The sequence below is a fragment of the Arthrobacter sp. 05T444 genome, assembly GCF_056395905.1.
This window is the reverse complement of record NZ_JBFTKK010000011.1, coordinates 105353-124607: the sequence shown is the minus strand read 5'-3', so window position 1 is coordinate 124607 and position 19255 is coordinate 105353. Positions and strand designations below refer to the sequence as shown.

General features: G+C 65.7%; 16 protein-coding genes. 2 read left to right on the top strand and 14 right to left on the bottom strand.

The features are described from left to right. Positions 1 to 246: 246 nt before the first annotated feature. Both uvrB and coaE read right to left on the bottom strand, forming a co-directional pair. The gene (gene uvrB / locus AC1DD3_RS12620) at positions 247 to 2346 is read right to left on the bottom strand and encodes an excinuclease ABC subunit UvrB (protein WP_230117217.1); all 2100 of its coding nucleotides are present in this window, start codon (positions 2344 to 2346) and stop codon (positions 247 to 249) included. 46 nt (positions 2347 to 2392) lie between these two features. Then, a complete protein-coding gene (gene coaE / locus AC1DD3_RS12615) occupies positions 2393 to 3640 on the bottom strand; it encodes a dephospho-CoA kinase (protein ID WP_476881822.1) in 1248 nt (415 codons plus the stop codon). A gap of 22 nt (positions 3641 to 3662) precedes the next feature. On the opposite strand from coaE, the gene AC1DD3_RS12610 reads away from it, so the two are divergent. Then, entirely contained in the window at positions 3663 to 4367 is a 705-nt protein-coding gene (locus tag AC1DD3_RS12610) for an IMPACT family protein (RefSeq protein WP_476881821.1), read from the top strand. Positions 4368 to 4565: 198 nt separating this feature from the next. Here the strand turns inward: AC1DD3_RS12610 and rpsA are convergent, their stop codons facing one another. The 3 genes from rpsA to polA all read right to left on the bottom strand — a co-directional run bounded on the left by rpsA (position 4566) and on the right by polA (position 10278). Further along, positions 4566 to 6041, bottom strand: coding sequence for a 30S ribosomal protein S1 (gene rpsA, locus AC1DD3_RS12605; protein WP_230117220.1), 1476 nt, complete (start codon positions 6039 to 6041; stop codon positions 4566 to 4568). Positions 6042 to 6270: 229 nt separating this feature from the next. Next, positions 6271 to 7560, bottom strand: a complete 1290-nt coding sequence (locus tag AC1DD3_RS12600) for a GNAT family N-acetyltransferase (protein WP_476881820.1) — start codon at positions 7558 to 7560, stop codon at positions 6271 to 6273. 75 nt (positions 7561 to 7635) lie between these two features. Then, positions 7636 to 10278: a DNA polymerase I gene (polA, locus tag AC1DD3_RS12595; protein ID WP_230117316.1), complete on the bottom strand. Its 2643-nt coding sequence runs from the start codon at positions 10276 to 10278 to the stop codon at positions 7636 to 7638. Positions 10279 to 10456: 178 nt separating this feature from the next. Between polA and AC1DD3_RS12590 the strand changes: the two genes are divergently transcribed. Continuing rightward, positions 10457 to 10939: a hotdog fold thioesterase gene (locus AC1DD3_RS12590; protein ID WP_476881819.1), complete on the top strand. Its 483-nt coding sequence runs from the start codon at positions 10457 to 10459 to the stop codon at positions 10937 to 10939. A 74-nt stretch (positions 10940 to 11013) separates the two neighbouring features. Here AC1DD3_RS12590 and AC1DD3_RS12585 read toward each other — a convergent pair whose 3' ends face one another. From AC1DD3_RS12585 to AC1DD3_RS12545, 9 genes are all read right to left on the bottom strand, one after another. Then, positions 11014 to 11565, bottom strand: a complete 552-nt coding sequence (locus AC1DD3_RS12585; protein WP_230117223.1) for a dihydrofolate reductase family protein — start codon at positions 11563 to 11565, stop codon at positions 11014 to 11016. 67 nt (positions 11566 to 11632) lie between these two features. Further along, the gene (locus AC1DD3_RS12580) at positions 11633 to 11854 is read right to left on the bottom strand and encodes a hypothetical protein (RefSeq protein WP_230117224.1); all 222 of its coding nucleotides are present in this window, start codon (positions 11852 to 11854) and stop codon (positions 11633 to 11635) included. Further along, positions 11851 to 13068 (bottom strand): inorganic phosphate transporter, encoded by a 1218-nt coding sequence (locus tag AC1DD3_RS12575; protein ID WP_290369706.1) that lies wholly within the window; start codon positions 13066 to 13068, stop codon positions 11851 to 11853. Before AC1DD3_RS12575 ends, AC1DD3_RS12580 begins: the two co-directional genes overlap by 4 nt. Before the next feature lie 155 nt (positions 13069 to 13223). After that, positions 13224 to 13730, bottom strand: coding sequence for an HAD domain-containing protein (locus tag AC1DD3_RS12570; RefSeq protein ID WP_230117225.1), 507 nt, complete (start codon positions 13728 to 13730; stop codon positions 13224 to 13226). A 124-nt stretch (positions 13731 to 13854) separates the two neighbouring features. Beyond that, complete coding sequence (locus tag AC1DD3_RS12565; RefSeq protein ID WP_476876823.1) at positions 13855 to 15240, bottom strand: MFS transporter; 1386 nt, start codon at positions 15238 to 15240, stop codon at positions 13855 to 13857. 99 nt (positions 15241 to 15339) lie between these two features. Further along, positions 15340 to 15630, bottom strand: a complete 291-nt coding sequence (locus AC1DD3_RS12560) for a Dabb family protein (protein ID WP_230117227.1) — start codon at positions 15628 to 15630, stop codon at positions 15340 to 15342. Next, positions 15627 to 17300, bottom strand: coding sequence for a 4-oxocyclohexanecarboxylate 2-dehydrogenase (gene chcC1, locus AC1DD3_RS12555; RefSeq protein ID WP_230117228.1), 1674 nt, complete (start codon positions 17298 to 17300; stop codon positions 15627 to 15629). The genes AC1DD3_RS12560 and chcC1 overlap by 4 nt, the downstream gene beginning before the upstream one ends. Before the next feature lie 64 nt (positions 17301 to 17364). After that, a complete protein-coding gene (locus tag AC1DD3_RS12550; RefSeq protein ID WP_476876824.1) occupies positions 17365 to 18120 on the bottom strand; it encodes an SDR family NAD(P)-dependent oxidoreductase in 756 nt (251 codons plus the stop codon). A gap of 211 nt (positions 18121 to 18331) precedes the next feature. Beyond that, on the bottom strand, positions 18332 to 19132 hold the full coding sequence (locus tag AC1DD3_RS12545; protein WP_476876825.1) for an IclR family transcriptional regulator: 801 nt from the start codon (positions 19130 to 19132) through the stop codon (positions 18332 to 18334). Between the last annotated feature and the right edge of the window lie 123 nt (positions 19133 to 19255).

Here is a 19255-nt window from a genome sequence, read left to right as displayed (position 1 = left end):
AGGGTACAGAAAACCGGTGTAAGTCTCTCCGGCGAACCTATGCACTTGGTGCTCATGTGGTTGCCCGCTACGCCCGGCAGGGCATCTGTGCCTTGCGTGTTGACGTTCGTAGCGCTTGGGATACTCCCCTACGTGACCTCAACTTTACCCCACACCGGCACTTGCCCGCGCCCTGGACGTGCCAAAGCGCGGACAGCGTTCCACTGTCCGGACACAACGCCCCCGCATTGGCTTTGGCCAACCCGCTCAGGCGTGGCCGGCAGCCTGCATCTGGCGCAGTTCCTTTTTGAGCTCGGACACTTCGTCGCGGAGCCGGGCCGCGAGCTCGAACTGAAGTTCCGCGGCAGCTCCGTGCATCTGCTCGGTCAGCTGCTCGATCAGTCCCACCAGGTCCTCGGCCGGCGCGGCCGCGAGCCCGTCCGCGCGCACGGTAGCTGCCCCCTTTGCCGCGGACTTACCCCGCTTGCCGCCCTTGGCCAGGCGGTTGTTGTTCAGCAGCTCCTGGGTGTCGGCGTCCTCCTTGGCGAGCTGGTCCGTGATGTCCGCGATCTTCTTCCGGAGCGGTTGGGGATCGATCCCGCGCTCCGTGTTGTAGGCAACCTGGATAGCGCGGCGCCGGTTCGTCTCGTCGATCGCGTGCGCCATCGAGTCTGTGATCCGGTCCGCGTACATGTGAACCTGGCCGGAAACGTTGCGGGCGGCACGCCCGATGGTCTGGATCAGGGATGTCGAGGAGCGCAGGAAGCCTTCCTTGTCCGCGTCCAGGATGCTGACCAGCGACACCTCCGGGAGGTCGAGGCCTTCTCGGAGCAGGTTGATGCCTACGAGAACGTCGAAGACACCCATGCGCAGTTCGCGGAGCAGTTCCACACGGCGGAGGGTGTCCACGTCCGAGTGCAGGTACTCCACTTTGACGCCGTGCCCCAGCAGGTAGTCGGTGAGGTCCTCTGCCATCCGTTTGGTGAGGGTGGTGACCAGGACGCGTTCGTTCTTCTCGGTGCGGGTCCGGATCTCACCCAGGAGGTCGTCGATCTGGCCCTTGGTGGGCTTGACGACGACCTCGGGATCGATCAGGCCGGTGGGCCGGATGATCTGCTGGACGAAACCGTCGGCCTTGCCGAGCTCGTACTTGCCCGGGGTAGCGGACAGGTAAACCGCCTGACCCACGCGGTCCTGGAACTCGTCCCACTTGAGCGGTCGGTTGTCCATCGCCGAGGGCAGCCTGAAGCCGTGGTCCACCAGGTTCCGTTTGCGGGACATGTCGCCCTCGTACATGGCGCCGATCTGCGGCACGGTGACGTGGGACTCATCAATCACCAGGAGGAAGTCGTCCGGGAAGTAGTCGATGAGGCAGTGCGGAGCGGTCCCGCGGGCGCGGCCGTCGATATGCGAGGAGTAGTTCTCAATGCCGTTGCAGAACCCCATCTGCTGCATCATTTCCAGGTCATAGGTGGTGCGCATCCGGAGCCGCTGGGCTTCGACGAGCTTGTTCTGGCCTTCCAGTACCGCGAGGCGCTCGGCCAGTTCGTCTTCGATTCTCTTGATCGCCCTGCTCATGCGTTCCGGACCGGCCACGTAGTGCGATGCCGGGAAGACGTACATTTCCTCCTCGTCCCGGATCACTTCACCGGTCAGCGGATGAAGGGTGTGGATGTTCTCAATCTCGTCCCCGAAGAACTCGATCCGGATGGCCAGCTCTTCGTACATCGGAATGATCTCCACGGTATCGCCGCGGACGCGGAACGTGCCGCGGTGGAAGTCCATGTCGTTGCGGGCGTACTGCATGGAGACAAATTTCCGGAGCAGATCGTCGCGGTTCATCTCCGCCCCCTTCCGGAGGGTCACCATGCCGGCGATGTATTCTTCCGGAGTGCCGAGGCCGTAGATGCAGGAGACCGTAGCCACCACAATCACGTCCCTGCGCGTCAGCAGAGCGTTGGTGGCGGAGTGCCGGAGCCGCTCCACTTCCTCGTTGACGGACGAGTCCTTTTCGATGAAGGTGTCCGTCTGCGCCACGTAGGCTTCCGGCTGGTAGTAGTCGTAGTAGGAGACGAAGTACTCGACCGCGTTGTTCGGGAGCAGTTCGCGGAATTCGTTGGCCAGCTGCGCAGCGAGGGTCTTGTTCTGCACCATCACCAGGGTAGGCCGCTGGACCTGCTCGATCAGCCAGGCCGTTGTCGCGCTCTTGCCTGTACCGGTGGCGCCCAGCAGCACGACGTCCTTCTCACCGTTCTTGATTCGTTCGGTCAGTTCCGCGATGGCGGCTGGCTGGTCACCCGCCGGCTGGAACTCGCTGATGACCTCGAAGGGCGCCACGATGCGGTTGATTTCCTGGGCAAGACTCATGTACCTAATCTACAGCGGGGCACGGACAGGAACTCCTGATTCAGCTTTAGGCTGTGCCGGACGTGCCGCCGGAGGTGCTCCCGGATTCCCACGACGGCGGCCGCCAGCCGCTGCTTTCGGCCCACCGCTCCATTTCCGGTCCGGCGGTCTCCGTGAACCAGGGTTCCTTGTCCGCGGCGTACCCGGACGTGGAGGAGTCTGAGGCATGGAGTGCCGCGACCCGGTGTTTCTCGGCCCCGTAGGCATCCCGCGCAGCCTGGTCCGCGGTGAGCCAGTCGCGGAAGCACAGGGCGAACCGCCAGCCAGGCGAGCCGGCCACGCGGACATGGACGTTGACGGGACGTCCCGGATCCGCGCTGCCGTGGAGCCGCTTGGACCACGCTGCGGGATCCGAATGTTGTGAGGTGGGGCTGTCGAGCAGGACCCCTGGCCAGACGGGGAAGCCGGCGTCGCCCAGCAATGGCGCGATGCGGTCCGCCGCGTCCATGTCCTTCACCGCCAGCTGAAGGTCGATGACGTTCTTGGCGGAGAGTCCGGGCACGGCCGTGGATCCGATGTGGTCCACGGCCAGGACGTCGTCAGGGGCGGCCGCCCGGAGCCGGGCCATGAGCAGGGATGCCTGACGTCGCCAGTCAGGGTCGTGCGCGGCCAATACCGGTCCACCATGCCGGGGAGCAACGGCAGCTTTGCTGACGTTCCGGGCAAAGGGCACGAGCCGGTCCTCCCACAGCCGGTCCACGGCAAGCCGCAGGTCCTCCGGCGTCCCGGAGTTGTCCAGCACGACGTCGGCGGCCGCGAGCCTGACATCACGGGCCGCCTGGGCCGCCATCCGGGAGCGGGCCTCTTCCTCGGTCATGTTGCGGTGCTCGACCATCCGCCGGACCCGGACGTCTCCCGCCGCATCCACCACAACCACGAGATGAAAACTGCTTTCCTGACCGGTTTCCACCAGGAGCGGGATGTCCTGGACCACGACGGCGTCCGCGGGGGCGGCGGCGATCACCGCGGCGGCCTGCTGCCGCACCAGGGGATGGACAATGCCATTCAGCACTGCCCGCCGTTCCTGGTCCCCGAACACGACGGCCCCGAGCCGCGGCCGGTCCAGCCGCCCGTCGGCGCCGAGGATATCCGGCCCGAACGTCTGCACCACCGCGGCTAGGCCAGGCGTGCCCGGCTCCACAACATCGCGGGCTATGGCGTCTGCGTCGACGAGGACCGCCCCCAGCTCCTGAAGGCGTGACGCCACCATCGATTTCCCCGAGGCGATGCCGCCCGTCAATCCGATCTTCAGCACTCCCCAAGACTAAACTGAACCGGTGGCTGACGACGCAGATTCCCAGAAGAGCAGGACGTCGTCATACACGACCCTTGCCGCTGGACCCGATTTCCGCCACGAGCTGGAGATCAAGCGATCGCGTTTCATAACAGTGCTGCGCCGCACGGACAGCGAAGACGGCGCACGGGCCCTGGTGGCGGGCCTGCGCCGCGAATTCCACGACGCCCGGCACCATTGCTCGGCGTTCGTTCTGGGCCCGGACCGGGACATCCAGCGCTCCAGCGACGACGGCGAACCCTCCGGGACGGCCGGGATCCCCATGCTGGAGGCGCTGATCCGGCGGGAAACCGCCCCGGGGGTGACGGACCTCAGCGACATCAGTGCCGTCGTCGTGCGTTACTTTGGCGGAATACTCCTGGGTGCCGGCGGGCTGGTGCGCGCCTACTCCGAATCGGTGTCCGCAGCCCTCGAACTCGCTCCCCTGGTGAACCGCAGCCGGCTGCGCCTCTGTGCCGTCCGGGTGGCCCATGCCGCGGCCGGGCGCCTGGAGAACGATCTCCGGGCCGCCGGCTACGTCATGGCCGAAACCGGTTATGAGTCCCAGTCAACAGTCCTGCGGCTCGCCCTGCCGGACTCACCGCGTGTCCTGGCAGATGCGGCCGGGCGGCTCGCCGCCATGACGGCCGGAAGAGCGGACCTGGAGCCGGAGGGCACGGACTGGGTTGACGGGCCGCTCCGCTGCTGATTATTAATCAGCTTAGTTTCTTGCTTCCCAGGGTTACTGGTGTTAGCCCACACAGCGCGCGGTGATACGCACCGGACATATGCAAAAAGGTGGCCGTCCCCGAAGGGACGGCCACCTTTCCGCGTGCTGTGCCGGCGTCCTGCTCTCCGGCCTTAGGGGCCGGCTAGCAGCACGCCGGTGTCACCAGCGCTGGGGCAATTAGTTGCCGGTCAGCTTCTCGCGCAGTGCTGCAAGAGCCTCGTCCGAAGCAAGCGTGCCTGCACCGGTCTCGGTTGCAGCCGGCTCGGAGGAGTAGCTGGTGGTGCCGGAGTCGCTGTCGCCGGACGTTGCAGCTGCAGCGTCGTCGGCAGCGTGCTGGGCAACCTGCTTCTTGTGTGCTTCCCAGCGGGTCTGGGCGTCAGCGTACTGCTGCTCCCAGGCGGCGCGCTGGTTCTCGTAGCCTTCAAGCCACTCGTTGGACTCCGGGTCGAAGCCCTCCGGGTACTTGTAGTTGCCCTCTTCGTCGTACTCAGCGGCCATGCCGTAGAGTGCCGGATCGAATTCGGTGCTGTCGGCGTCAACGCCCTCGTTAGCCTGCTTGAGGGAGAGGGAGATGCGGCGGCGCTCGAGGTCGATGTCGATGACCTTGACGAACAGCTCGTCACCAACGGAGACAACCTGCTCAGCCAGCTCAACGTGGCGGACAGCGAGCTCGGAGATGTGGACCAGGCCTTCGATGCCGTCTTCGACGCGAACGAACGCACCGAACGGAACCAGCTTGGTGACCTTACCCGGAACAACCTGGCCGAGGGCGTGGGTGCGGGCGAAGGTCTGCCACGGGTCTTCCTGCGTAGCCTTGAGCGACAGGGAGACGCGCTCGCGGTCCAGGTCGACCTCGAGAACCTCGACGGTGACTTCCTGGCCAACTTCGACAACCTCGGACGGGTGGTCGATGTGCTTCCAGGACAGCTCGGAAACGTGGACGAGGCCGTCTACGCCGCCAAGGTCCACGAAGGCACCGAAGTTGACGATGGAGGAAACGACGCCGGGACGGACCTGGCCCTTTTCCAGCTTGTTGAGGAACGTGGAGCGGACCTCGGACTGGGTCTGCTCGAGCCATGCACGGCGGGACAGCACAACGTTGTTGCGGTTCTTGTCCAGCTCGATGATCTTGGCTTCGATCTGCTGACCGATGTACGGAGCGAGGTCGCGCACACGGCGCATCTCGACGAGGGACGCGGGCAGGAAGCCACGCAGACCGATGTCGAGGATAAGACCACCCTTGACAACCTCGATGACGGTACCGGTGACGACACCGTCTTCTTCCTTGACCTTCTCGATGTCGCCCCAGGCGCGCTCGTACTGAGCACGCTTCTTGGAGAGGATCAGGCGGCCTTCTTTGTCTTCCTTGGTGAGCACCAGGGCTTCGACCTGATCGCCAACGGAGACGACGTCTCCGGGGTCAACGTCGTGCTTGATGGAAAGCTCGCGGGAGGGGATGACACCTTCGGTCTTGTAACCGATGTCGAGCAGAACTTCGTCGCGGTCGACCTTGACGACGGTACCTTCGACGAGGTCTCCGTCGTTGAAGTACTTGATGGTGGCGTCGACAGCTGCGAGGAAGTCCTCAGCGGTACCGATGTCGTTAATCGCGACTACGGGGGTACCGGGCTTCTCGGTGGAGGTGATGGTCATGTAGTAGGGGCTCCGTTGTGGATAGTTAGTCGGTCAGGCAAACCACCACGCCCGCGTTATTGAACGCAGGCGCAGGTCTCGGCAAATCCGGTGGATTTGCCGGGTCATCCTGATTTTGTGGATTGTAGATACGTGCACGTAGTACACGCCCGTTTATTATAGTGGCCCGCGCCAAGGCCGGTCAAAGCGCCTGGGCTGCCGTGCAGGCCCGCGACCTGCGCGAACACCGTCAGAAGTGCGTCAGGCAGTGCGGCGCGCGTTCGACGGCGAACATGAGGCGCGCTTTCAGCGCAGCTCCCAGGGCATGCTCGGTGATCCGCCCGGCCGAGGCCAGCGTCACCGGACAGACCGCACCAAGGTAGATGGAACCGAGTTCAGCGACGTCCAGCGAAAGCTCCGGGCGCGATCCGGCCGGAGCCTCCGTGACCCTCGCGCTGCCTCCGGTGACATCCAGGATGAACGTGCCGCCCGCAAAGCCAAGGCCGTCGCTGACCCCAAGAACCAGGGACCCGTCCGCGGAATAGTGCCGCGCGGAAAGGGCCTTGCCGGTGTCCAGGATCCGGAGCCACAGCATGTCCCTCTGGTCCGAAGACTCGATGCACCGCGGATCCTCCAGCGCCCACGTCAGGGGGTCGTCCACAGGGGCGTCTGCCCAGCTGACCCGGCCGGTCAGGTCGATGCTGCCGAGGAACTGCCAGAGTTCCAGGTAGGCGGCATCGGTGGCTGCCACCAGGTCAACCAGTTCGATGGTGTAGGGCTTGGTGTCCCAGCCGGCGAACTTGTATGAAACGTAGCCGTCGACCGAGCCCGCCGCGTCATAGTGGAGGGCGCACTTGATGGACTCATCCTCGGCGCCGTCGCGGCCGCACGTGCCGGACACAGTCTGGCGGTAGGCTTCCTGCCGCACGATCGAGCCCGGAGTCAGCCGGTGGACCCCTTCGAACACCTGGGGCGCCAGGTCCAGGAGGACTTTCCGGTCCGCGATTTCCACCGTGCCGGTTGCGGTATGGCGAAGCCGGAACCTGGGCCCGGTATCCACCTTCACCGTGCGCTCGAACGTGGCAACGCCGTAGCCGAAGCGGCCGTAGATCGACCCCTCGGACGCAGTGAGCGCGGCCACCGCCAGGCCGTCGGCTTTTGCGGCCGCGAGGTCCTGGGCCATCATCCGGCGCAGCAGCCCCTGCCGCCGGTGCGTCCCCCGCACTGTCACTGCGGTGACCAGCTGGGCCTCCAGCTGCCGTCCGTAGCCGATGTTCAGATTCTTGCGCAGCGTCCCGAACGTTGCCACGGGAATCTCAGCGCCCAGGGAATGCGGCGCCACCTCCCCCGTCTGGTAGACGCCGGTGAGCTCGCGGTTGTCCGCCCGGTACATGGCCATGAGCTTGTCCACGAACTCGTCGTTCCTGCGGCTGTCATGGAAACCGAAGCCCACGGCGCGGATCCAGTCGGTTCCCCAGGGATAATCCGGAGCTCCCTTGTCCGCTGCCCTGAACCGCCTGATCTCATACTCGTCTGCCACGTACTGCTCCCCCTTGAACGCGAATGTATGACGCGCGCAGGGCGCCGCTCCGGCGCCCTGCGCTTCCTGAAACTGCTAGTGGCCGGCGTCGTACCAGCTGGGGCCGACGCCGATCTGGACGTCCAGCGGAACGCTCAGCTGGGCCGCGGCGCCCATCTGTTCGGTGACCAGCTTCTCCACCGCCTCGCGTTCCCCCGCTGCGACCTCCAGGACCAGTTCGTCATGGACCTGCAGGAGCATGCGCGATTTGAGGCCCTGGGCTGCGAGTTCGGAGTGCACGCCCAGCATGGCGCGTTTGATGATGTCAGCCGCCGACCCCTGGATGGGAGAGTTCAGGGCAATGCGCTCAGCGTTCTCGCGCAGCTGCCGGTCCGTGCTGGTGAGGTCCGGGAGGTAGCGGCGGCGCCCCTCGATCGTGGCGGTGTAACCGTCGATCCGGGCCTGGTCCACCACGCCGCGGAGGTAGTCGCGGACGGCGCCGAACCGGTCGAAGTAGTCCTTCATGAGTGTCCGTGCCTCGTCGACGGAGATCTCCAGCTGTTTGGAGAGGCCGAACGAGGTCAGGCCGTAGGCGAGGCCGTAGGACATCGCCTTGACCTTCGATCGCATGGCACTGGTCACCTGATCGGTGGGCACATGGAAGATGTTGGAACCCACGAAGCGGTGGAGGTCTTCGCCTTCCTTGTAGGCCTGGATCAGGCCGGCGTCCCCCGAGAGGTGGGCCATGATGCGCATTTCGATCTGTGAGTAGTCCGCGGACAGCAGGCAGTCGTAGCCTTCGCTGACCACAAAGATGCCGCGGACGCGCCGGCCTTCCTCGCTGCGGATGGGGATGTTCTGCAGGTTGGGGTTGTTGGAGGAGATCCGGCCGGTGGCTGCCACGTTCTGCGCATACGTGGTGTGGATCCGGCCGTCTTCGGTAACGGACTTCTTGAGCGATTCCAGCATCTGGCGCAGCTTCGAGGACTCGCGGTGGGCCATGAGCTGGACCAGGAATTCGTGCCCTGTTTTCTCCAGCAGGTTCTTGAGCGACGCGGCGTCGGTGGTGTAGCCGGACTTGATCTTCTTGGTCTTCGGCAGCTGGAGTTCTTCGAAGAGTACCGTCTGCAGCTGCTTGGGCGATCCGAGATTGACCTCGTGGCCGATCGCGGCGAAGGCGAGTTCCTGGGCGTTGTCGATCACCTTCGCGAGATCCGCAAGCTGTTCGTCCATGCGCGGCATGTCGATGGCGATGCCAGCGAGTTCCATGTCGGCCAGAACCCGGCTGACGGGCAGCTCCAGGGTGGTCAGCAGGTCCGCCGCCTTGCGTTCCGTCAGTTCCGATTCGAAGAAACGGCTCAGGGCCTGGACTACCGCGGCTACCCGGACCAGCGCGTCGGCAGCGGCGGCGTCGTCGCCGTCGAACGACAGCTCAAGCTGGCCTGCCTTGGCGGTCTCGGCTGACATGCTGATGTTGAGGTGGTGCTGAGCCAGTTCGGCGAGCTCATACGTGCGGCGGTCCGGCTGGATGAGGTACCCGGAGATGGAGGTGTCATCCACTACACCTTCCAGGCCCAGGCCACGGCTGGACAGGGCTTTCAGGGCTGCCTTGTAGCCATGCATGACCTTCGGGGCTTGCCCGTCACGCAGCCACTCCGCCAGGACGTTTTCCGCTGCGGCGTCCTGGGCGGCGAGGTCGATGTAGACGGCGGCGTCGTCACGGACAATGGCCAGTGCTGCGGCGTCTTCGCCGATGCGGCCGGGCACCAGGTCAACGGCGACGGCCGACCGCTTACCGGCTCCGGCCGCCAGGAAAGCACTCAGCTCAGTAGCGCCGGAAGGGGCCACAAAAGCCGGCGTGTCGATGCTCTCCCGCTTAGCGGATTCCACGTCGTCGCTGCCGTAGAGGGCGAAGAGCCGCGTACGGATGGTCTTGAATTCAAGGTCGTCGAACAGTTGCTCCAGGGCGGCCTCGTCCGGGCGGGGTTCCGCGAGTTCGTCCAGCGTTACCGGGAGCTGAAGATCAGTGTGGAGCCTGTTCAGCCGCCGGTTGCGCTTGACGTCCTCGACGTTTTCGCGGAGGGCGTCCCCCACCTTCCCGCCGATCGCGTCGAGGTTCTCCAGAACCCCCTCCAGCCCCCCGTACAGGTTGATCCACTTGGCCGCCGTCTTGGGGCCGACGCCGGGAACGCCAGGGAGGTTGTCCGCGGTCTCCCCGACCAGGGCGGCGAGGTCCGAGTACTGGGCCGGGCTGACAAAGTACTTTTCCTGGATGGCTGTGGCATCCATCCGGGGAATGTCGCTGACGCCCTTCCTGGGGTACAGCACAAAGACGTTGTCCGTAATCAGCTGGAAGGCATCACGGTCGCCGGACACGAGAAGTACCTCGAAGCCTGCCTGTTCACCCATTGCGGCGAGGGTCGCCAGGATGTCGTCCGCTTCGTAGCCGGGCATCTTGATGGTCTTGATGCCCCACGCGCCCATGACTTTGTCGATGAGATCGATCTGGCCGCTCATCTCCCTGGGCGTCTCGTTGCGCCCGCCCTTGTACTCGCTGTACTCGGCCTTGCGGTGGGTGGTTTCGTCCGAGACATCGAAGGCCACGGCAATGTGGGTGGGCTTCTGCTCCTTGATCAGGTTGATGAGCATGGACGTGAAGCCGTGGATGGCGTTGGTGTGCTGGCCAGCGGACGTGGAGAACTTGTCAGCAGGGAGGGCAAAGAAGGCCCGGAACGCCATGGAGTGTCCGTCCAGCACCAGGAGGCGCGGCTGGTCCGTCAGGGGAATAACCGGGGCCACGGTCGCGGAAGCAGCGGGGCCGGCGGGACGCGGGACCGCAATATCCTGCAGGGTGTCGGCGTCGGACGGGAAAGGGGCCGGTTTGGTAGTTTCACTCACAGGTGCCAGCCTAGTTGCCATGATGGACAATTTCACGCCCGGCCAGCCCGCCGAAGAGGTGCGGTTCAAGGACGAACTGATCACGGCCGGCGTCCCGGAGCAGCTGCACGATTGGCTCGGCGAGTTCGGCATCGGCGCCCTGGTGGTGAAGATGGGGATCCGCTTCCTGGAAATGAGCCCCGAGCGGACGGTGGCCACCATGCCGGTGGAAGGGAATACCCAGGTGGCAGGGATCCTGCACGGCGGCGCCCATGTAGTGCTCGCGGAAACCCTCGGTTCCTTCGGGGCCGGCATGCACGCCGGCCCCGGGCGCCAGGCGCTTGGCATCGAGGTGGGCGCTACGCATCACCGGGCCATCGCGGCTGGCACCGTGACGGGAACCTGCACGGCCATCCATCTCGGCCGCACGCTCACCACCCACGAAATCGTCATGACCGATGAGCACGGCCGCAGGCTTTCGACAGCCCGGATCACCAACCTGATCCGGGACATCAACACGTAGCATCACCGGGCCGGCCACACTGGCGTCTGGCGGCGCTCAGGCCGCCTTCCGGCGTGCCGGGTACGCTATCCGGCCTATCCGGCCTCTCCGCCGAAACGGTAGCGGAGCTCCACGATCCCCCGCCCCTGGGTGCGGGACTCAACCAACTCAAGTGGCGGCGTCGGGACGTTCAGGGGAAGCAGCCGCTTCCCCTGGCCCAGCACCACGGGGATGATCGAGACGATGAGCTCGTCCAGCAGGCCGGCATCGGCGAACTGGGCCGCAAGGTCACCGCCGCCCACCACCCACACATTCCTCCCGGCGGCATCGCCCGTGAAGTCCCTGGCGAACTCCTGGACCTGCCCCCGCACGAAGGTGACGTCTGCGCCCGGGGGTGCTGTGAATTCGTGGTGGGTGAAGACCCAGCAAGGGGTTTCGGGATAGGGCCAATTGCCGGACTCGTGGTCCATCAGCCACTGGTAGGTGGTGCCGCCCATGACGATGCAGCCGACGCCGGCCATGAACGAGTCGTAGCTCTCCTTGCCGCCGTCGAAGCCGTCGAACTGGAGCAGCCAGGCAAGATCGTCATCAGCGGTGGCGATGAATCCGTCGAGGGACGATGCAACGTAGTACTGGACGCTGGGCATGGTCTAAGACTAGCCATCCCCGGCCGTGGTTCCCAGAGGCCGCAGAGGCTTGTGTGGCGTCGGTGGGTTAGCCGCTGAAGTAAGGGATGATCAGGTACAGCCCGAAGAGTACGGCGATGCCGCAGAGCCCAAAGCAGGCGTAGGCGAGGTAGCGGACCCACACGGGAGCGGTGACCTGGCGGTCTCCGGCAATGGCAGTCAGGCGGACACCCAGGGAATAGAGGACCACTACGGTTACCGCGGCCACGAGCGTGGCTCCGGCTACTGTGAGGAGTTCCAACCACTTCATTGCTGAGAATCCTTCGGATTGTTCGCCTTGGCACGTGCCCGGGCGAGGGCTTTCTTCTTCGCGAAACGGACAGCCTGTCCGGCTTCTTCGACCTCCACGGCGTTGTGGTGGCCCACTTCGGACTTGCGTGAAACCAGGAACATATAGAGCACGGCTCCGGTGCCGGCGACCGCAGCGATGACCACGCCCACAACACCTGTCTTGACGAGGAGCGCGGTGAGGGCGCCAACGATGCCGGCAGCGGGAAGGGTAAAGAGCCAGCCGAGGGCGATGCGCCCCACCATCCCCCAACGGACGGTTGTGCCCTTGCGGCCCATCCCCGAGCCGATCACTGATCCGGAGGCCACCTGGGTGGTGGAGAGGGCGAAGCCCAGATGCGACGAGGCAAGAATGGCGGAGGCGGTGCTGGACTCTGCCGCGAAGCCCTGCGCGGGCTTCACTTCGGTAAGCCCGGCGCCCATGGTCCTGATGATCCGCCAGCCGCCCGCATACGTGCCAACGGCGATGGCCAGGGCGCAAGCGCCGATGACCCACAGCTGCGGTCCGGTGCCCGGACTCTGCGTGCCGGCCGCGATCAGCACCAGGGTGATGATGCCCATGGTCTTCTGGGCGTCGTTCGTGCCGTGCGCCAGTGCCACCAGGCTTGAGGTGAAGATCTGGCCGGTCCGGAAGCCGCCGCGTTTCTGCGTGAGCTTGCTGCCGGTCTCGGGATCGTGCCGGGACGTGAGCGCGTAGGCGATGCGGGTACAGATGTAAGCGACCACGCCGGCGATGACCGGGGCGAAGACGGCCGGCAGAATGACCTTTTGCAGCAGGGTCTCGAGGTTCACGGAATTAAACCCGATGCCTGCAATGGCTGCGCCGATCAGTCCGCCGAACAGGGCGTGCGAGGAACTCGACGGCAGCCCTTTGAGCCAGGTGACCATGTTCCAGAGGATGGCACCCATGAGCCCCGCGAAGATGATGTCCGGGGTGATCTGGACGCCGTCGGCTCCCTCGCGGATGATGCCGCCTGAGACGGTCTTTGCCACTTCCGTTGACAGGAAGGCGCCCACCAGGTTCAGGACCGCCGCGAGCGCAACTGCCGTCTTCGGTTTGATGGCACCGGTGGCAATGGGTGTAGCCATCGCATTCGCCGTGTCGTGAAAGCCGTTGGTGAAGTCGAAAAATAATGCCAGCGCTATGACCAGCGCCACCATGAAGGTGATATCCACCTGTTGCCCAATCTGCAGAGTCGACGGTCAGCAGTTCCACTTTCCCCTGCCTGCCCTGCAAAGCATAGTTCACCGGCTGTTCGGCCGGTGTGACTTGCGGGTGGTTGCAGGACGGGTTTGAAACCTTATAGATCGTACGCGCCCTGAGGATCAGGTCAAACCGTGTCCTCCGCGAAAATCCGGATGGAGTCGAGCTCCACCGGTGACAGTCCGCGCCTCGGGTCAGGCGAAACCAGCAGGGCGCGGGCACCGAGCACTCCTGCCCATGCCTGGGCCCGGCCCTCGAAGGCGAGCTGGTCGTCAATCCAGATGATCCGCTCGGGACGGGTGAATTCGACGTCCGCCTGGATTGCCTCGAGCTTCCACCAGTCCGCCCCGCCTCCCGCGCCGTCCGCGGTCAGCACCGGCCACTGGCCGCCGTCGAGCCCGGTGACCGGGCAAAGGACCGCCGGTGCCAGTTCTTCCCAGCTCGTGAGCCACACGCAGCGGAGACCGGGGGTCGGTGCCAGCCGGTTCAGGGCCACCACCAGCTCCCCCGCATACGCAACCTCAAGCATCCCGGCGTAGGCGTACGTCCACGCCGAGCCCCAGGGGGTGTCGCCGGTGGCCCCGAACGGGCACACCACGCCGTCGACGTCCAGGTACAGCGACACGTTTCCCATGGCTTGGTCCTTCCGGCGCGGTCCTGGCCACGGCCTCTCCCGCCAGGCCGCCTGGCGATGCGTCTGGGCGGACGCCGGCTTTGGGCGGCCCGGGCTCGGGCCGCCCAAGGCTCTGAGGCCAACGCTACGGAACTGGCGTCCGGGCGGGCAAGGGCTTGGCACTTCGACGGTCCGCCACGCCCTTCAGGTATGGGCCGCCCAGATCCGCTATGGGCGTCCGGGCCGTCTCCCGGGAGAAGTAGGCAGCTATTCCGGCGATCACCATGCAGGCTGCGGCAAACAGGGCCACAGGAATCCAGCCGTTCCGTCCAGCGCCCAGCAACAGCCCGGCGATCATCGGGGCGAATCCTGCCACCATCAGGCCAAGCTGGTTTCCGATGGCCATGCCGGAATACCTGATGGGCGCTGCGAACTGTTCCGCGAAGAAGGCCGGCCAGATGCCGTTGAAGCATGAGTAGAAGAGGGTCATGTTGACGAAGGCGGCCAGGAAGATCAGGGTCATGTTCCCGGTGCCCAGGGCCCAGAAGTACCCGAAGATGGTCGCAGAGCAGCCAAGGGCTGCCGTGATGAGGAGCGGGCGCCTCCCCACGCGGTCCGAGAGCTGAGCCGTCACGGGCATCACGAACATCGACAGCCCAATGGAGACGGCATTCACCGTGAGGACTGAGGCCTTGTCCAGACCTACCGTGCCGGTGGCATAGGCGAGGCCGAACACCGTGAAGACTGTCTGCATGACGGACATGATGGACATGCCGATCACGCGCAGCACGTCAGGCGTCTGGAATCTGAACACATCGCGGATAGGCAGTGACTTGACCTCGTCGAACTGTTGGGCCTCTTCGAAGACGGGGGTCTCGTCCAGATGCGTGCGGACCCAGTAAGCGATGGCCAGCACTGCCACGGAGAGCCAGAAGGGGACGCGCCAGCCCCAGCTCATCAGCTGGTCCTGCGGCAGGGCTGAAATCGGGATGAATACCAGGGTGGCCAACACCATGCCGGAGGCGTAACCGGTCATGACAAAGCTGGTGAAGAAGCCGCGCCGCCCCTCCGGGGAATGCTCAAGCGTGAGCGTGGAGGCACCCGCTGACTCTGCGCCCGCGGAGAATCCCTGGAGCAGCCGGCCGGCGGTCAGCAGGATGGGCGCCCAGACACCCACCTGCTCATAGGTGGGAAGGAACCCGATGCCCAGCGACGCCAGTCCCATCATGCCGAGAGTGAACAGCAGCGTGCGTTTCCGTCCCAGCCTGTCGCCGAAGTGCCCCATGACCAGCCCGCCGATGGGCCGCGCCACATAGGCGACGCCGAAAGTGGCGAAGGAGGCCACCAGTCCGACGGCCGGGTTGCCGCTGGGGAAGAACAAGTGGCTGAACACCAGCGCTGCGGCAGAGCCGTAGATGAAGAAGTCGTAGTACTCGAGCGTGCTGCCCAGGAAGGATGCGAGGGCGGCCTTGCCAGGCGTCTTGCGCGGTGGCGCAAACTCTGCTGCGCCGGCAGGTGAATTTGTGGACATGTGAATCTCCTTGGGACGTCGTAGTCCGGGCGGACGGGGTCTTGTCGGGATGGACGGGATCTTGTCCACCCGGACGGGACCGTATCCGGATGGACGGGACTAGAGGTGGAAATCGACCGAGAGGATTTGTTCGCTGTTCGGAAAGGAGTATTTCTTCAGCGGTTCGTGCAGCGGGTGCGTGTTGTAGACGGCGACGTCGTCCACTGACGCGAAGTCGGCCACGATGGCGTAGTCGAACGACCGTTCGGTGCCCATGACGTCGGGGCCGTGGGTGAGGCACAGCAGGCCGGGGATGTTTCCATCCATGCGGTTCAGGCCGTCGATCCAGGCCTGCCGGTCGGACGCCGGGAAGTCCGGTTTGAAGCGGAACAGGACGGCGTGCCGCATCATGGCCGGGCTCCGGCGAGAGCGGCTGCCCGCTCCCCGGCCGGGTAGCTGGCACTTTGGCCGGCGGCTGTCCGTCCTGCGAGGTAGCCCATCGTCATGATGGGGCCCAGGGTCGCCCCGGCGCCCGGGTAACCGGCCGCGTAGGCATTTTCGGTGGTGTTGCCGGCGGCGAACAGCCCGGCGATCGGCTGGTTGTCGACGTCGAGCACCCGTCCCCGGCCGTCGGTGGCCACGCCGCCGTTGCTGCCGAACGCACCGTTGACTACTTCCAGGGCGTAGTAGGGACCGTTCTGCAGCGGTCCGAGGGACGGGTTGGGCCATGGGCAGTCGTCGTCACCCCAGTACTTGTCGTAGGCGCTCTCACCCCGGCCGAAATCGGGGTCCTCGCCCTTGACGGCGAACTCGTTGAACCGGTCCACGGTGGCGGTCAGCTTGCCCGCAGGCACGCCGATCCTGACTGCCAGTTCTGCCAGGGTGGGCGCCTCAATCAGGTAGTCCGGCGTGGGCATGCCTGCGCGGTGGGCCAGGACGCCGTAGCGCTCCAGGTACGTGTGGTCGAACACCACATGGGCCGGCGTGTTCAGTGTCCGGTTGTTGGGCGAATCCCACGACTGCAGGCAGCGGGCGAGGTCGTTGTAGTTCTGGGATTCGTTGGCGAAGCGCTCGCCGTTGCGGTTGACCATGATGGACCCGGGACCCTGGCGTTCGAAGCGGAGCAGGGTGCCCACCGGCTGTCCGTCCCGGGTGTCCCCCGTGATCGCCATCGGAGCCCACCATGCTTCGCGCGTGCCCCGGGTCTGGCCGCCAACGCGCTGGGACATCTTCAGCCCGTCACCGGTGTTCGACGGCGTGGAGCACATCGCGTACAGCCGGGACGCCAGCAGGGAGTCGGCCAGCTGACGGTCCCATTCAAAGCCGCCGGTGGCAAGGACCACGCCGTCGTTGGCCTGAATCTGTTCCCCGGTCTCCAGTTCAACGCCGGTCACCCGGCCGCCGCTGGTCAGAAGCCGGTGCCCCCGCGCGCCGACGGCGAGGGCCGCGCCGTCGCGGACCAGGCTGGCGAGCAGCATGGAAACAAGGGCGTGTCCCTTGGCCACGAGGCCCTCGGCCTGGCGGCGGTTGAGGTCGGCCCACGGGAACTTGGTGAAGGCACCCCAGTTTTCGTATTCCTGCATGGTGAAGGGTGCCCGGCCGTCGGAGCGCACGTGCGCGGCGAGGTCGCCGAGGGCTTCGCGGATGTTGAAGAGCTCGGGCTCCACGGTGCGTCCGCCTTCCACGGAGCCTGGCAGGTCCTGGCGGTAGTCGGGGAAGTTGTTCAGGAACAGGAACCTGAGGCCCAGTTCCTCTTCCGTGTAGCGGAGCATGGTGTCCCCATAGTCCAGGGCGGCGTCCAGGAGCTCACGGCGCCCCCGCCCCCGCGCCACTGCGGCGACGTATGTCCGGGCGGCTTCCTTGGAGTCGGTGATGCCGGCAGCCCTGGCGTGGTGGTTGTCCGCCACCCACAACATCCCGCCGGAGACGGCGGACGTTCCGCCCAGCAGGGCAGACTTTTCGAGGACAACGACGGACTTGCCGGCGTGCGCCGCGGTGGCGGCGGCAGTCAGGGCACCGGCGCCGGAGCCGACGACGACGACGTCGTAGCGGTCCGCGGGGGTTCCGTAGAGGAATTTCATGGCATGGCCTTTCAGCTGAAGCTTGGTTGTGCGGAAGGAATGGTGCGGCGCTCGCAGGCGCGGATCAGACGGCGGTGTAGCCGCCGTCGATCACAAGTTCGGAGCCGGTGGTGAACCGGGACTCGTCGGACGCCAGGTAGAGGACGCCGTAGGCGATTTCGTCCGGCTCGCCCTGCCGGGGCAGCGGGTTGGAGCCCACCAGCTGCCTGTAGTAGCGCTCGGCTCCGACGTCGGACTGCTCCGCGGAGCGCCGGCTCATCCTGGTGTTCATGGATCCGGGATGGATGGAGTTGACGCGGATTCCGTGGGCGCCGTAGGCGGCGGCATCTGATTTGCTCAGGAGCCGGACTGCCCCCTTGGTGGCATGGTAGAGCGGGACGTTGCGGCCGCCGGTGAGCCCGTGGATGGAGGAGAAGTTGATGATGCTCCCGGCCTTGTTTTCCATCATGCCGGGCACCACATGCTTGGTCATGAGCCAGACGCCCTTGACGTTCACGTTGAAGATGAGGTCGAAGTCCGGGACCGAGGCGGTGTGCGATGCTCCTGCCGGGCCGATAATGCCGGCGGCGTTGACCAGGATGTCGGGGGCGCCGAGGTCGTTGCGGATCCTGGCCACCGCGGCGGCGACGCTGTCCTCATTGGTGACGTCGACGTCGTACTCGGTGACACCGCTGTGCCTCACAGCCGGCGGCGTTCCGGCGATGTCCAGGCTGGCCACCTTTGCGCCGTGCTCTGCGAGGAGGCGGACAGTGGCGCTGCCCAGGTCTCCCCTGCCGCCGGTGACCACCGCGGTTTTTCCTGCTACCCGACTGGCGTTCATTGCATGCTCCTCCTGCCGCTCCGATGCGGCTGGTGTGATCGGGCACCGATCCTGCGGGCAGCACGAAACAGAGCCGGGTCGGCTCGTGTGTGGGGTGGGGTGGCCCCGTACGGGGTCTCTACCGGTTCTGCTCCGCAGTGTTTGGTGCGGTTCTTTTACCTCTCACCACAGACTGGCAGGGCGGATGTGAAGGGAACCACATCATTTCCGTTCATCGGTAATCCGGGACGTCCCTGCTCTGCCGCACCGTACCCGTGAGCTGTTCTCGCCGGCCGAGGGACCGGGAAATGCCGCGGGCGGCTGCCATGAGCACGGGGACGCGGGTCTGGATGTTTTCCTCGTTGCGCGGCACCACCACACTCAGGGCTGCAATCACCGTGTTGTCGGGGCCCGTGACCGGTACGGCGATGCCGCTGGATTCGGGAACGATGAATCCGGGCATGGCCGCGTACCCGCGCTGCCGGATCTCAGCCAGCTGCCGGCGGAGGGCCAGCGGGTCTGTGACGGTAGTTTCCGTGTACTTCTTAAGCGGCCGGGACAGGATCCTGTCCTGGTATTCCGGGGCGGAGTGGGCCAGCAGGACCAGGCCTGACGAGGTGCCGTGCAGCGGAAGCCGGCCGGCGATCCGGGTGATGTTGACGATCGACGAGCTGGCGCCGAGCCGCTCGATGTAGAGCACCTCGTCCGAATCGAGGATGCCGAGCGTGGTGGAGTACTGGACTACGGCCTGGACGTCCTCCATGAAGGGCAGGGCGGCCTCGCGGAGTCCGAGCATTCGCGAACTGCGGAAAACGAGTTCCCAGAGGCGCGTGCCGATCTGCACGCCGGCCGGTCCCCGCTCCAGCAGGCCCTCGGACAGCATTTCGTCCACGAGCCGGTAGGTGGTGGTGACGGGCAGTCCGGTGCGGCGGGCGAGGGCCGCGACGGTCATGCTTCGATGGATCTCGTCGAAGGCGCCGACGATCGTGACGAAGCGGCGGATGACGGATTCACCCGAGGATGAATTGGCCACGATGCCTCCTGATCACAGTGCCTCTTGGATAAAGCGCCGTCCTGCACACGGCGCCTTGAACACCGAGCCGCCCGATTCGGTCCATCTCCAGCTTATGGGGACACAGGAAGGCCGGACGCGGTT